This is a genomic window from Streptomyces sp. NPDC059455 (assembly GCF_042750115.1).
Classification (GTDB): Bacteria; Actinomycetota; Actinomycetes; order Streptomycetales; family Streptomycetaceae; genus Streptomyces; species Streptomyces endocoffeicus.
On the sequence record NZ_JBHYVB010000216.1, the window covers coordinates 2,240 to 18,237 of the forward strand.

Genomic DNA, 15,998 nt, shown 5'->3' on the forward strand with positions numbered 1-15,998 from the left:
TCTGCGGCTCGTGCGTGCGCGGTCGGCGCGGCCCCCCCCCCGGCCGCGCCCCCCCCCCGACCCCGGGCCCCCACCCGCCCGCGCCCCGCGGGGGCCCCCCCCCCCCGCCGCCACCGCCGCCGGTGGCGGCCAGGGCGCGCAGCGTGGCGGGCAGGTTGTCGGCGGGCAGTCCGGCGAGGGTTCGGGGGTCCACCTGGGCGGCGACCAGATGGGCACCGCCGTGCTGGACGGCGGCTTCGAGCAGGGCCAGACCGTGCCGGGTGCTCAGGGCCGCGACCCCGGTACGGGACATCCGGGCCAGATCCGCCTCGGCCAGGTGTCCGGTCATGCCGCTTGCGTCGGCCCACAGGCCCCAGGCGATCGAGACGCCCGGCAGCCCGGCAGCCCGGCGGTGGGCGGCGAGCGCGTCACAAAAGGCGTTGGCGGCGGCGTAGTTGGCCTGTCCCGGGCTGCCGAGTGTGCCCGCGGCGGAGGAGAAGAGGACGAACATGCCGAGCCGCAGATGCGCTGTCGCCGTGTGCAGATGGGCCGCGGCCGTGGCCTTGGCCGTCCAGACCCGCGCCAGCCGTTCGGGGGTCTGTGCGGTGACCACCGCGTCGTCCAGCACACCGGTGGCGTGGATGACTCCGGTCAGCGGATGCGCGGGATCGACCCCCGCCACCAGCTCGGCCACCGCCGACGCGTCGGTGACATCCGCTGCCGTGACGCGCACCCGCGCGCCCAGCTCCTCCAGCCGGGTGGCCAGGTCGTGGGCGCCCGGAGCGTCCGGCCCCCGCCTGCTCACCAGCAGCAGATGGCCGATCCCCCAGGCGCGGACGAGGTGTTCGGCGATGTAGGCGCCCAGGGTGCCGGTGCCACCGGTGATGAGGACCGTGCCGTCCGGGTCGACCGCCGCGGGTACGTCGAGCACCAGCTTGCCGGTGTGCTTGGCCTGGCTCAGCTGCCGTAGCGCGTCCCGCGCCCGGCTGAGCGGCCAGGGCCGTACGGGTGCGGGCCGCAGCACTCCGGCGGCGAACAGCTCGCTCAACTCGTTCAGCATCTCCCCGATACGGTCCGGCCCGGCGTCGGGGACCAGGTCGAAGGCGCGATAGCGGATGCCCGTACGCACGGCCGCGAGGTGTTCCGGGTCGCGGATGTCGGTCTTGCCCATCTCGGAGAGCCGTCCGCCGTCGGCCAGCAGTCGCAGGGAGGCGTCGACGAACGGCCCGGCGAGGCTGTTGAGCACCACATCGACGCCACGTCCGCTCGTGGCCTCGCGGAACACCTCCTCGAAGTCCAGATCGCGCGACGAGGCCCGATGCGCCTGGTCGATGCCCATGCCCTCCAGCACCCCGTGCTTGCCGGGACTCGCCGTCGCGTAGACCTCGGCGCCCAGGTGGCGGGCGATTTGCACCGCCGCCATGCCGACGCCACCGGTTGCGGCGTGGATCAGCACCGTTTCGCCGTTCCGCAGCCCGGCCAGGTCCACCAGCCCGTACCAGGCGGTGAGGAACACCACCGGTACGGCGGCCGCCTGACGGAAGCTCCAGCCGTCGGGGACCGGCACGACCATGCGCGCGTCCGCCACCGCCCACGGGCCGAACGCGCCCTCGAACAGGCCCATCACCCGGTCGCCCACCGCGAGCCCGGTCACCTCCGGGCCGATGTCCACGACCACTCCGGCGCCCTCGCTGCCGCGGAACACCCCGCCTCCGGGATACATTCCGACGACGATGAGCGCATCGCGGAAGTTCATGCCCGCCGCGTGCACCGCGATCCGGACCTCTCCCGGCCCCAGTGGCTGCAGCGCCTCGGGGCACGCCACGGGCGTCACATTGTCCACGGTGGACGCGCCCTCCACGGCGAGCCGCCACGCGGGCTGTGCCACCGGGCCCACCAGACCTCCGCTGCCGGGGCCGCCCGCGCGCATCAGACGGGGTGCCCACACCCGGCCGAAGCCCACCGCCACCTGCGGTTCGTCCAGGGCGACGGCCCTCAGCACACCGTCCAGCACCGCCGCGCCGATCTCACCGGGGTCGGGCGCGCCGTGCGGATCGCGGTCGAGCAGGATGAACCGCTCCGGGTTCTCCGCCTGTGCGCTGCGCAGCAGCCCCCACACCGCGGCACCGGCCGTGTCCACCGCCCCGGAGCCGGGGTCCTCCGCGACCGGGCCACCGGCCGCGACCGCGCCGTGTGTCACCACGGCCAAGCGGCTCTCGGCCAGCCGGGGTTCGGCCAGCCAGCCCCGCAGCAGGTCCAGGGTCCGCCGTACGGCCGCCAGGGCATCGGCCTCCGCGGCCCCGACGTCCACGGCCGTCGTCGAGGCCGGTACGGCGGTCAGCGCCACCGAGGGCACGGGGGTCCCGGTGTCGATCGCCGCGACCAGCGACTCCAGGTCCGGATGGCGGACCACGCCCGAGGGGGCCCAGTCCAGGCCCTCGGAGCCCAACGCCACCCAGCCGCCGTCCCCGGCCACCGGCTGGGGCAGGCCCGTGTCCGCGCCGGGTGCCGGCTCGGAGAGCGGGATCCAGTCCAGGGTGAACAGCCCGTCCACGGCGCCCCGTCCGGCGGTCCGCAGCTGATCCACGCGAGCCGGGCGCAGCACCAGCGAGTCGACCGTCAGGACCGGGTCGCCCACGGCGTCGGCCATCGCGATCCGCAGCGCCCGCTCGCCGTCCGCGCCCTGCTCACGTGGGGACAGCCGGACGCGTACGGTGGTCGCTCCGGCGGCCCACAGGGACACGCCGTTCCAGGCGAACGGCAGCCACACCCGGCCGTCGTCGTGCTGCTCCTCGGGCCGGTCGGGCTGGTCGGTCGGGTCGGTCCGGTCGGTCCGGTCGAGGAGGGACGCCGGGTGCAGCGCGGCGTCCAACAGCGCCGGGTGGATGCCGAATCCGGCCTGGTCGCCCGCGGCTTCGGGCAGCGCCACCTCGGCGAGCACATCCGCGCCGTCGCGCCAGAGCTTGTGGACGCCCTGGAACGCGGGCCCGTATCCGTATCCGGCCGCCTCGGCGCGCTCGTAGAAGCCGTCCGTGTCCACCGCTTCCGCGCTCGGCGGGGGCCACGCCCCGGAGGGCCGGGGTGCCGATGCGCCGTGGGGGCCGACTACGCCGACCGCATGGCACACCCAGACCGGGGCCGCGGTGGTTTCGGTGTCGCGGTCGGGCCGGGAGTACACCCGTACGTCGCGGCGTCCGTCGTCGGCGGCCTCGCCCACCACCACCTGGACGCGCAGCCCGCCGGTGTCGGGGAGGACGAGCGGGATCTGCAGGGCGAGTTCTTCCACCGTGCCGCAGCCCGCCTCGTCGGCGGCCCGCAGCGCCCATTCGACCTGGGCCGCGCCCGGGACCAGCCGGGCGCCCGCCACCACGTGTTCGCCGAGCCAGCCCTCGCCGCCACCGGCCGTCAGCCGTCCGGTGAGCAGATGGGTGCTGCCGTCGGCGAGTTCCACGGCCGCGCCGAGCAGCGGGTGGTCCGCGGAGACCAGGCCGAGGTCGGTGGGGTCGCCGCCCCGGCCCGCGGTGCCCTCGAGCCAGTAGCGCGCGCGCTGGAAGGCGTAGGTGGGCAGCGGCACGGTGCGGGGCGCGGGGTCGGTGGGGAACACGGTGGCCCAGTCGACGTCGATCCCCGCGGTGAACGCCTGGGCCAGCGACCGCATCAGCTGGGCGAGGTCGCCGTGGTCGCGGCGCAGGGTGGGGACGGTGGCGGCGGGGAAGCCCGCCTCCTCGAAGCTCTCCTGCATACCCACTGTGAGGACGGGGTGGGTGCTGGCCTCGATGAACACCCGGTGGCCATCGGCCAGCAGCGCCTGGATCGCCTCTGCGAACCGCACCCGCTCCCGCAGGTTCCGCACCCAGTAGCCCGTGTCCAGGACGGAGCCGTCGGCACGGGCACCGGTCACGGTGGAGTAGAACACCACCCCGGACGCGGGCGCCTCGACCGGCTCAACTCCCCTGAGCAGCTGGGTGAGTTCAGCGGCGATCTCATCGACCTGGGGGCTGTGCGAGGCGTAGTCCACCTCGATCATCCTGGCCCGTTCTCCGGTGTCACGGCAGGCCGCCACGGCCGCGGCCACCTGCTCCGGCGGGCCGGACACCACCGTGGAGGCGGGGCCGTTCACGGCGGCCACGACCACGTCGGTGGCGCGGTCGCCGAGCCCGGACAGCAGATCCGTGGCCTGTTTCTGGCCCACTCCGAGGGAGGCCATGGCCCCGCCACCGGCCAGTTGGCGCAGTGCCCGGCTGCGCAGGGCCACGATCCGGGCGCCGTCCTCCAAGGTCAGCGCCCCGGCCACGCAGGCGGCGGCGATCTCGCCCTGGCTGTGGCCCACGACGGCGGCGGGCCGCACGCCATGGCCCGCCCATACGGCGGCCAGGGACACCATCACCGCCCAGAGCACCGGCTGCACCACGTCCACCCGGCTCAGATCGCCCGCGCCGTCCACGCCGCGCAGCACATCGGTGAGCGACCAGTCGACGTGGGGCGCGAGCGCTCGTTCGCACTCGGCCACCCGGGCGGCGAACACCGGTGAGGCGTCCAGCAGTCCGGCGCCCATCCCGATCCACTGGGAGCCCTGGCCAGGGAAGACCAGAACCGGCCCCGCGCCGCCCATGGTGGCGGCCGTGCCCGTGTGCACCACGCCCGGGTGTGTCTCGTCGGCCGCCAGCGCCTCGACGGCCGCCATCAGTTCGGCGCGGCTCTCGCCGACTACCACGGCGCGGTGGTCGAACAGGGTACGGGAGCGGATGAGGGACCAGCCCACCTCGACGGGCGCGGCCGAGGGGCCGGTGGCCAGCCGCGCGGCCAGCGCCCGCGCCTGGTCCCGCAGCGCGCCCGCGCCCCGGGCGGACAGCACCCAGGGCACCACCCGGGGGCCACCGGACTCGGGCTCGGGCACGGTGCGTTCGGCCTGGTCGGCCTGGTCGGCCCAGTCGGCCTGCTCCAGGATCACATGGGCGTTGGTGCCGCTGATGCCGAAGGACGACACACCGGCCCGGCGCGGGCGCTCGTCCGTCGGCCACTCGACCGCCTCGGCCAGCAGCCGCACTCCGTCGTCGTCCCACTCCACATGCGGGCTGGGCTCGTCGACGTGCAGCGAGGCGGGCAGCAGGCCATGGCGCATCGCCAGCACCATCTTGATCACACCCGCCACGCCCGCGGCGGCCTGCGTATGGCCGATGTTCGACTTGATGGAGCCGAGCCACAGCGGACGGCCCTCCGGCCGCTCCTGCCCGTACGTGGCCAGCAGCGCCTGCGCCTCGATGGGATCGCCGAGTGTGGTGCCCGTGCCGTGGGCCTCGACCACGTCGATGTCCGCCGGGGAGAGCCGTGCCGTGGCCAGTGCCTGGCGGATCACCCGCTGCTGGGAGGGCCCGTTCGGCGCGGTCAGACCGTTGGACGCGCCGTCCTGGTTGACCGCCGACCCACGGATCACCGCCAGCGCCTCACGGCCGTTGCGGCGCGCGTCCGACAGCCGCTCCAGGACGAGCAGCCCGATGCCCTCGCCCCAGCCCGTGCCATCGGCCGCCGCGGCGAACGGCTTGCAGCGGCCGTCCGGGGCCAGTCCGCGCTGCCGCGAGAACTCCACGAAGGTGTTCGGTGTCGCCATCACCGTGACACCACCGGCCAGGGCCAGGGTGCACTCGCCCTGCCGCAGGGCCTGCGCCGCGAGATGCATCGCCACCAACGACGACGAACACGCCGTGTCCACCGTCACCGCGGGCCCCTCCAGGCCGAAGGTGAACGCCACCCGGCCGGAGGCGATGCTCGGTGTGCTGCCGGTCATCAGCCGGCCCTCGACGCCCTCCGGGGTGCGGCCCAGGAAGCGGCTGCCGTAGTCGTCGTACATCACCCCGGTGATCACCGCGCTGCGGCTGCCGCGCAGGCTCACCGGGTCGATGCCCGCGCTCTCGAACGCCTGCCACGCCGTCTCCAGCAGCAGCCGCTGCTGGGGGTCGGTGGCCAGCGCCTCGCGGGGGGAGATCCCGAAGAACTCGGCGTCGAACCGCGGCGCCTCGTAGAGGAATCCGCCCTCGCGGGCGTAGCTGGTACCGGTGTGGTCCGGGTCGGGGTCGAAGAGGCCCCCGAGGTCCCAGCCGCGGTCCGCGGGGAACTCCCCGATCGCGTCCACGCCCTCGGCCACCAGCCGCCACAGCTCCTCGGGGGAGCCCACGCCGCCCGGATAGCGGCAGGCCATGCCGACGATGGCGATCGGGTCGTCGTCGGTGGCCACGACGGCCGGCGGCGTCGGAAGCGGTGTCCCGGCCGGTGCGCCGACCAGTCGCTCCCGCAGGAAGCGCACCAGGGCGTCGGGGGTCGGATAGTCGAAGATGACGGTGGCCGGGATCCGGGTGCCGGTGGCGGCGTTGAGCCGGTTGCGCAGGTCGAGTGCCGTGAGCGAGTCGAAGCCGAGGTCCTGGAAGGCCCTGCCCAGGTCGATGGCGTCCGGTGCGGGATGGGCGAGCACGGTGGCCACCTGGTCGCGGACCAGCTCTCCGATGAGCCGGTCCTGCTCCTCGGTGGACAGTCCGGCGAGCCGTCCGGACAAGGAGCCCGATCCGGTGTTCCGCGCGGCCCGCGTGGGGACGTGCACCAGCCGCCGCAGCACGGGCGGAAGTGGCCCGGCGGCGGCCCGGGTGCGCAGCGCCGCGAGGTCGAAACGCGCGGGGACGAGTGTGGGGTGGTCGGTGGTGAGCGCCGCGTCGAGCAGCGCCAGCGCCTGCTCGTTGGAGACGGAGGCGATACCCGAGCGGGCCATCCGGGCGAGGTCCGCGTCGTCCAGGTGGCCGGTCATGCCACCGGCGGACGCCAGCAGCCCCCAGGCCAGCGTGTGGGCCGTCCGCCCCTCGGCGCGGCGGTGTTCGGCGAGGGCGTTGAGGAACATGTTGGCCGCGGCGTAGTTGGCCTGGCCGCCGTTGCCCATGATGGAGGCGGCGGAGGAGAACATCACGAACGCGGCCGGATCCATGTCCCGGGTCAGCCGGTGCAGATGCCATGCGGCGTCCAGCTTCGGGGCGAGCACGGTGTCGAGTTGCTCGGGGGTCATGGCGGTGACCACACCGTCGTCGAGCACCCCCGCGGCGTGGATGACGGCCGTCAGCGGATGGGCTTCGGGGAGCGTGGCGAGCAGTGCGGTCAGCGCCTCGGGGTCGGCGGCGTCACACGCGGTGACGCGTACGTCCGCCGCGCCCAGCGCGGTCAGTTCGTCCGCGAACGCGTCGATGTCCTCCGTGATGCCACCGCGCCGGCTGACCAGCAGCAGATGGCGGGCGCCGTGTGCGGCGACCAGATGGCGGGCGACCAGCCGGCCGAGCGCTCCGGTGCCACCGGTGATCAGCGCGGTGCCGTCCGGGTCGAGGAAGCGGGGCGGGGTGTCTTGGTCAGGGTGAACGGTGACCAGACGGGGCACATGGGCCGTTCCCGCCCGCACCGCCACCTCGGATTCGGCGGCGGCGACGGCGGCCGGAAGGACGGTGCGCAGGGCATCGCGCGACGCGGGGTCGCCGTCCAGGTCGAGCAGCAGGATGCGCTCGGGGTGTTCGGCCTGGGCGGCGCGGACCAGGCCCCATACGGGCGCGGTGGCCAGGTCGGCGGGCCCGTCCCCGGGGCCGGTGGCGACGGCGCCACGGGTGGCGATGACCAGCCGGGCCCCGCTGAACCGCTCGTCCGTCAGCCACGTGCGCAGCGCGTCGAGGACGTGATGGACCGCCGCGCGTACGCGGGCGGGTGTCTCGTCCGGGTCTGATGAGGTGTCCGGCGCGCCGGGGCATTCGAGGACGACGATGTCGGGGGCGGCCTGTCCACCGTCGAGGGCGGCCCGCAGGGCGGCCAGGTCCGGGTGTGCCGGGAGTGCCGGGTCCGGGTCCTGGGATCCGACGATCGCCCAACTCGCCGAGGGTGGGGCGGTGTCGGCGGAGACCGGATACGGCTGCCAGTCCAGGCGGTACAGCGGGGCGTCGTCCGTGGCGGCGCGGGCGGAGCGCCAGCGGTCGGCGGAGATCTCCCGCAGCCCGAGGGCGTCGATGGTGGCCACCGGCGCGCCGTGGTCGTCGGTCAGCCTCAGGGTGATGGTGTCCGGGGCGGTGGGGGTGATGCGTACGCGCAGCCGGGTGGCGCCGGTGGCGAAGAGGCGCACCCCGCCGAAGGAGAACGGCAGCCGTACGGTCCCCTCGGCGCCGTCCGGCGCGTGGTCGCCGCCGAAGCGGCCCGAGCCTGCGAAGCGGCCGAAGAGCTCCTCCACCGGGTGCAGGGCGCTGTCGAGCAGGGCGGGGTGCAGTCCGTAGCCGTCGGCCTCGCCGCGCTGTTCAGGGGCCAGACGTACCTCGGCGAACATCTCCTCGCCGAGCCGCCATGCGGAGTGCAGACCCCGGAAGGCGGGCCCGTAGGCGTACCCCTGTGCGGCCAGGCGCTCGTACAGGTCCGCCACGTCCACCGGGACGGCCCCGGCGGGTGGCCAGGCCGTGGCCGGTGGCTCGTCGTCGGGCGATGGCGGGGCCACGTCGGAGAGGAGGCCGGTGGCGTGGTGGCGCCAGGCGGCCGGGGCGTCCAGGGCGTCGCCGCCCTCGTCGGCGGGGCGCGAGGCGATGGTGACCGTCCGTCGTCCGGTCTCGTCGGGCGGGGTGACGGCGAGCTGGATCCGGACCGCGCCGGAGGCGGGCAGGATCAGCGGTGTCTCCAGGGTGAGGTCGTCGACCAGGTCGCAGCCGGTGCGCGCGGCGGCGAGGAAGCCCAGCTCCAGCAGGGCCGTACCGGGCAGGGGGACGCTGTCCGCGATGGTGTGGTCGGCGAGCCAGGCGTGGGTGTGCGCGGACAGCCGTCCGGTGAGCAGCAGCCCGCCGTCGGGCGTTTCCACAGCGGCCTGGAGCAGGGGATGCCCGGTGGCGCCGAGGCCGACGGCGCGTACGTCGGCGGTGGCGTTCGGGACGGGCCGCCAGTACCGCTGCCGCTGGAACCGGTAGGTGGGCAGGTCGACATGGCCCGCGTCCTCGGGGAGGGCCGCGGCGAAGTCGACCGTGCCGCCGTCGATGTGCGTCAGGGCGAGCGCGGTCAGCAGCGTACGGGGCTCGTCGCGGCCCGGGCGCAGGGCGGTGGCGAACACGGGCGCGGCGTCTGGGGTGTCGGAGGTGTCGGCGGCCAGGGCGTCCTGGGCCATGGTGGTGAGGACGGCGTCCGGGCCGAGTTCGAGGTAGCGCGTCACGCCTTCGCCGTGCAGGGTGCGCAGCCCGTCGTGGAACCGTACGGGCTCGCTGACGTGGCGCACCCAGTACTCGGGGTCGCGGAGCTGCTCGGGGTCGGCCTGCCGGCCGGTGACGTTGGAGATCACCGGGATGCGCGGTGCGTGGTAGGTGAGCCGTCGCGCCACGTCGCGGAAGTCGTCGAGCATGGGGGCCAGGAGGGGCGAGTGGAAGGCGTGGCTGACCCGGAGCCGCTTGGTGCGGTGCCCCCGCTCCTTCAGGGTGCGGGCGATCTCGTCGACGGTTTCGGCGGCTCCGGACACGACCACCGAGGTGGGGCCGTTGACCGCGGCGAGCGCCACGCGGTCCTCATGGCCCGCGAGCAGCGGGAGGACCTGCTCCTCGGTGGCTTCGACGGCGGCCATGGCGCCACCGGAGGGCAGCGCCTGCATCAGCCGGCCGCGAGCGGCCACCAGTTCGCAGGCGTCCGGCAGGGACAGCACGCCCGCCACATGCGCGGCCACCAGTTCGCCGACGGAGTGTCCGGTCAGGAACGAGGGGGTGATGCCGAACGACTCGACGAGCCGGAAGAGCGCCGTCTCCAGGGCGAAGAGGGCCGCCTGGGTCACACCGGTGCCGTGCAGGGCCCGCGCCTGGTCGGTGTCCTCCGCCGCGAAGAGGATCTCGCGGAGCGGCCGGGCGGGCAGCGGATCGAGATGGGCGCAGACCTCGTCCAGGGTGGCGGCGAACACCTCGAAGGTCCGGTACAGCTCACGGCCCATACCGGGCCGCTGGCTGCCCTGACCGGTGAACATGAAGGCGGTGCCGCCGGAGCGGCTCGCCGCCGTGGCCCGGATCAGCCCGGGGTGGCTCTCGTCATCGGCCAGCGCCCGCACGGCGGCCAGCAGTTCGTCGCGGTCCTCGCCGATGGCCACGGCCCGGTGTTCGAAGGCCGAGCGGGTCCGGGCCAGCGACCAGCCCACATCGGCCACGGGCAGCCCGGGGTGGGCGGTGAGGTGGGCGGCGAGCGCCTCGGCCTGGTCCCTTAACGCCTGGCCGGTACGGGCGGACACCACCCAGGGCACCATGCGGCGGTCCGGCGTCGCCGGGTCCGCGGCGGTGGGCCCAGGGGTCCCGTCTGATGTGAGGGGCTCATCGGCGGGGGGCTGTTCGAGCAGCAGATGGGCGTTGGTCCCGGAGATGCCGAAGGAGGACACCGCGGCCCGACGGGGCCGTTCGCCACGCGGCCACCCGACGGCTTCGGTGAGCAGGCGTACGGCGCCGGTGTCCCATGCCACGTGGGGCGTGGGCTGCTCGACGTTCAAGGTGGCGGGCAGCGTCTCATGCCGCATCGCCATGATCATCTTGATGACACCGGCCACGCCCGCGGCGCCCTGGGTGTGTCCGATGTTGGACTTGACCGACCCCAGCCAGAGCGGCCGGTCCTCGGTCCGGTCCCGTCCGTAGGTGGCGAGCAGCGCATGGGCTTCGATGGGGTCGCCGAGGCGGGTTCCGGTGCCATGTGCCTCCACCGCGTCCACCTCGGCCGGGGACAGCCGTGCGTTCGCCAACGCCTGGAGGATGACGCGCTGTTGGGAGGGTCCGTTGGGCGCGGTCAGGCCGTTGGAGGCGCCGTCCTGGTTGACGGCCGAGCCCCGGATCACCGCCAGCACCCGATGGCCGTGGCGCCGCGCGTCGGACAGCCGCTCCAGCAGCACCAGGCCCACGCCCTCGGAGAAGGCCGTGCCGTCTGCGCCGGCGGAGAACGCCTTGCACCGGCCGTCGGGAGCCAGCCCGCGCTGCCGCGAGAACTCGGTGAAGACGTTCGGGATGGCCATCACCGTCACCCCGCCCGCCAGGGCCAGGGCGCACTCGCCCTGCCGCAGCGCCTGGCAGGCCAGGTGCATCGACACCAGCGAGGACGAGCACGCCGTGTCCACCGTGACGGCCGGCCCCTCCAGGCCGAGGGTGTACGCCACCCGGCCGGAGAGCACACTGGGCGCGTTGCCCGTCACCAGATAGCCCTCGGCGTTCTTCTCGATGTGCGGGGTGCCGAAGCCGGGCAGCGCGGTCCCGGCGTACACGCCCGTCGAGGTGCCCTTCAGCGAGACCGGGTCGATTCCGGCACGTTCGAGGAGCTCCCAGGACACCTCCAGCAGCAGCCGCTGCTGCGGGTCGATGACCAGCGCCTCGCGCCGGCTGATCCCGAAGAACTCGGGGTCGAAGCGGTCGGCGTCGTAGAGGAAACCGCCCTCGCGGGCATGGCTGGTGCCGGGGTGGTCCGGGTCCGGGTGGAACAGCCCTTCCAGGTCCCAGCCGCGGTCGTCGGGGAACTCCCCCATCGCATGCGCGCCGGAGGCCAGGAGCCGCCACAGCGCCTCGGGCGAGTCGGCGCCGCCGGGGTAGCGGCATGCCATGCCGACCACGGCCACCGGCTCCTGGGAGCGGTCCTCCAGCTCGCGCAGCCGCTGACGCGTTTCGTGCAGATCGCCTGCCACTCGCCTCAGATAGTCGACCAGCTTCTCTTCATTAGCGTGCGTCACGGAGGATCACCCGGCCTTCAGCGAAGGGCGCGCCACGTTGTTCATGACAGGCCAAGTTCGGTGTCGATGAATTCCAGAACCTGATCGGCGGTCGCCACCTGCAACCGCTCCACGGCATCGCCGTCGTCCGGCCGCGCCGACGAGCACATCGCCTTCCACTTGGACAGCAAGGTCTCCAGCCGGGCGGTGACCGCGCCGGAGTCCATGTCCTCGACGACGGCAGCCGACAGACTGTTCTCCAGCCTGACCAGCTCGTTGAGGACGGGGTGGGGCTGGGCTACCTCTGGGCCCTGGGCGCCCGGCTCACCGTCCGGCGAGAGCTCCCGGCGCAGATGCTCGGCCAGCACCGCCGCCTCCGGGTGGTCGAAGACGAGGGCCGCGGGCAGCCGCAGTCCGGTGGCCGCGGCCAGCCGGTTGCGCAGCTCCACGGCGGTCAGCGAGTCGAAGCCGAGGTCCTTGAACGACGCGTCCGGCTGCACCACACCCGGATCGGCGTGGCCGAGGACCGTGGCCGCCTGGGTGCGCACCAGGTTGAGCAGCAGCCGGTGCTGTTCGGTGGGTGGCAGCCCCCTGAGCCGGCCCGCCCAGTCGGTGTTCTGTCCGCCGGCGGCCGCCGTGGGCCGGGCCCGTCCGCTGCCACCGACGGTGGCGAGGGCCCGCAGGGGGCTGGGAAGGGTGCCCGGGACCTGAGCGGCGAGGGAGCCGGTGTCCAGGTGGAGCGCCAGCAGATGCGGATGGCCGTGGTGGCAGGCCGCGTCCAGCAGCGCCAGCCCCTCCTCGGTGCTGTTGGCCTTGATGCCCAGACGGCCGATCCGGGCCAGATCGGCGTCGGCCAGCCGCGCGGTGAGACCGCTGGTGGCCGCCCAGAGTCCCCATGCCACCGACAGCCCGGGAAGCCCGGCCGCCCGCCGGCGAGTGGCCAGGGCGTCGCAAAAGGCGTTGGCGGCGGCGTAGTTGGCCTGGCCGGGAGTGCCCAGGTCGGAGGCGAAGGAGGAGAACAGCACGAACATGCCGAGCCGCAGATGCGCGGTGGCGGTGTGCAGATGGGCCGCCGCCGCGGCCTTCGCCGCCCAGGCCCGCGCCAGCCGTTTCGGATCCTGCGAGGGAAGCATCGCGTCGTCCAGCGCCCCCGCCGCGTGTACGACACCGGTCAGCGGGTGGTCCGGGTCGATGCCCGCGAGGGCCTCGGCCACCTGGGCGGCGTCGCCGATGTCGCAGGTGGCGATGCGCACGTCGGCGCCCAGGTCGGCGAGCTGGGCCACCAGCTCCTGCGCCCCTGGTGCGTCGGGGCCGCTGCGGCTCACCAGCAGCAGATGGCGGATGTTCCAGGTACGGACGAGGTGCTCGGCGACGCGTGCGCCGATGGTCCCGGTGCCACCGGTGATGAGCACGGTGCCGTCCGTATCCACCGGGGCGGGGACGTCCAGGACCAGCTTGCCGGTGTGCTTGGCCTGGCCGATACACCGCAACGCCTCACGCGCCCGGCCGAGCGGCCATGCCCGTACCGGAGGCGGCTCCAGCACACCGGAGGCGAACAACTCGCCCAGCTCGCGCAGCATTTCGCCGATACGGTCCGGACCGGCGTCGGCGATCAGGTCGTACGCGTGGTAGCGGACGCCGGGGTGCTCGGCCGCGATCAGCTCCGGGTCGCGGATGTCGGTCTTGCCCATCTCCAGCAATCGGCCGCCCTCGTGGAGGAGACGGAGCGAGGCGTCCACGAACTCACCGGCGAGGCTGTTGAGCACCACATCGACGCCCCGGCCACCGGTGGCCTCACGGAGCGCCTCCTCGAAGTCCAGGTCGCGCGACGACGCCCGGTGGGCTTGGTCGACGCCCATCTCCTCCAGCACCCCGTGCTTCGCCGGGCTCGCCGTCGCGTAGACCTCCGCGCCGAGATGCCGGGCGATCCGCACCGCGGCCGTTCCCACACCACCGGTCGCCGCATGGATCAGGACGCGTTCGCCCGCCTGGAGCCCGCCCAGCTCCACGAGCCCGTACCAGGCGGTGAGGAACACGACGGGGGCCGCGGCCGCCTGCCGGAAGGTCCAGCCTTCGGGGATGGGCACGACCGTACGGGCGTCCGCCACGGCCAGCGGGCCGAACGCGCCCTCGAACAGGCCCATCACCCGGTCGCCCACGGCGAGGCCGGTCACTCCGGGGCCGACCTCCCGCACCACACCGGCGCCCTCGCTGCCACCGAACACCGCGTCCCCGGGGTACATCCCCAACACCATCAGCGCATCGCGGAAGTTGACGCCCGCCGCGTGGACGTCGATGCGCACCTGGCCCTGCCGCAGGGGCTCCAGCGCCTCCGGGCACGCCACCGGCCGTACGCTGTCCACAGTCCCGGCGCCGTCGAGCCCGAGCCGCCACGCGGACTGCCCCGCCGGGGCCGCCAGGCCCGCGCTCGGCGCGGCGCGCACCAGCCGGGGCAGCAGCGCCCGCCCCGCACGCAGGGCCAGCTGCGACTCGTCCATCTCGATGGCGCGCGCCACCGCTTCGGTCACGAGGCCGGCGGACACCACGGCGTGAGGGTCGAGATCGAGCAGCAGGAAACGACCCGGGTTCTCGGCCTGCGCGCTGCGCACCAGGCCCCAAATCGCGGCGCCCGCCACATCCACGCCCTCGGCCGCGGGGTCAACGCCAACCGGGTCGCCGGTCGCGATGGCGCCACGTGTCGCCACCACCAACCGGGCCTCGACCAGGCGCGGCTCGGCCAGCCAGCTCTGCAACAGCTCCAGGACCCGTTCCGCCGAGGTCAGCCCGTCGGCCGCCATCCCGTCATCCCGGGCATGGACCGCCTCGGCGGGTTCGAGTGCCAGCACGACGGCGGGGGCGGGGGCGCCCGCGTCGAGCGCGCTGATCAACGCCTGCGGATCCGGATGGCATACGGCGGCGGACCCGACCGGAGCCCTGTCCTCGGGCCCCAGAATCACCCAGTCGGTGTCATCGGCCGGGTGATCCGCGGACCGCCGGTCGCCATTGGGCGGTGCGGAAACCGGCAGGGGAGCCCAGTCCATGACGAACAGCCCATCCGCGCCCGGTCGTTGGGACGTACGGAGCTGATCGGCGTCGGCGGACCGCAGCACCACCGCGTCGGCGCTCAGCACCGGGCCGCCAAGGGCGTCCGCCACGGTCACCCGCAGCGTTCGCTCCCGCTCCGCGCTCGGCTGGTACGGAGAGATCCGCACCCGTACCGTGCTCGCCCCGGCCGCCCACAGCGACACGTCGTTCCAGGTGAACGGCAGCCACACCCGGCCATCGGCCGACTCGGCGTCGCTCGGTGAACCATCGGTCAGCAGAACGGGGTGCAGGGCGGCGTCGAGCAGCGCCGGGTGGATGCCGAATCCCGTCCGCTCCCCCGCGGCCTCGGGCAGCGACACCTCGGCCAGCAGGTCCGCACCGTCCCGCCACACGGCGCGCAGCCCCTGGAAGGCGGGACCGTACGCGTACCCCGACGCGGCGATGTGCTCGTAGAAGTCCATGGGGTCGATCGGCTTCGCACCGGCCGGTGGCCATGCCCCGCCCAACTCCTCCACTGGCGTGGAGCCGTCGGGAGGTGGGCTCAGCACGCCCTCCGCATGGCACACCCACCCGGCCGTCGTGTCGGCGCCGTCGTCGGGGCGCGAGTACATCCGCACATCGCGTCGGCCATCGGCGCCCGGCCCGCCGACGACAACTTGCAGGCGCACCCCGCCGCTGGGCGGCAGCACGAGCGGTACCTGGAGCGCCAGCTCCTCCACCCCACCGCAGCCGACCTCGTCGGCGGCCCGCAGCGCCCACTCGACCATGGCCGTTCCGGGCACCAGGGCCGCGCCCGCCACCACATGGTCGGCGAGCCAGCCATGGGACTGCGCCGAGAGCCGTCCAGTCAGCAGATGGCCCTGGCCATCGGCAAGCTCCACGGCGGCGCTCAGCAGCGGATGGCCCGCGGCGACCAGTCCGAGGTCGGTGGGGTCGGCGCCCCGGCCACTGAGGCCGTCGAGCCAATAGCGCTGGTGCTGGAAGGCGTACGTGGGCAGGTCCACGGTACGCGGGGTGGGGTCGGCCGGGAACGCCGTCTTCCAGTCGACCTCGACCCCGGCGATGAACGCCTGGCCGAGGGAGTGGAGGAGCTGGGCCTGGCCACCGTGATCGCGACGCAGGGTCGGTACGGCGACCGCGTCCACACCCGCCTGCTCGAAGGTCTCCTGCAGACCGAGGATCAACACGGGGTGGGTGCTGGCCTCGATGAACACCCGATGCCCATCGGCCAGCAGCGCCTCGACGGCATCGGCGAACCGCACCCGCTCCCGCAGATTCC

General features: G+C 74.4%; 2 protein-coding genes. Both read right to left on the minus strand.

The features are described from left to right. Nucleotides 1-11,695, minus strand: an 11,695-nt coding sequence (locus ACFXB5_RS44755) for an SDR family NAD(P)-dependent oxidoreductase (protein ID WP_385219604.1), incomplete at its 3' end; no start/stop codon positions are given. A gap of 41 nt (nt 11,696-11,736) precedes the next feature. Further along, the coding region (locus ACFXB5_RS44760; RefSeq protein WP_385219606.1) for an SDR family NAD(P)-dependent oxidoreductase at nt 11,737-15,998 on the minus strand (4,262 nt) is incomplete at its 5' end.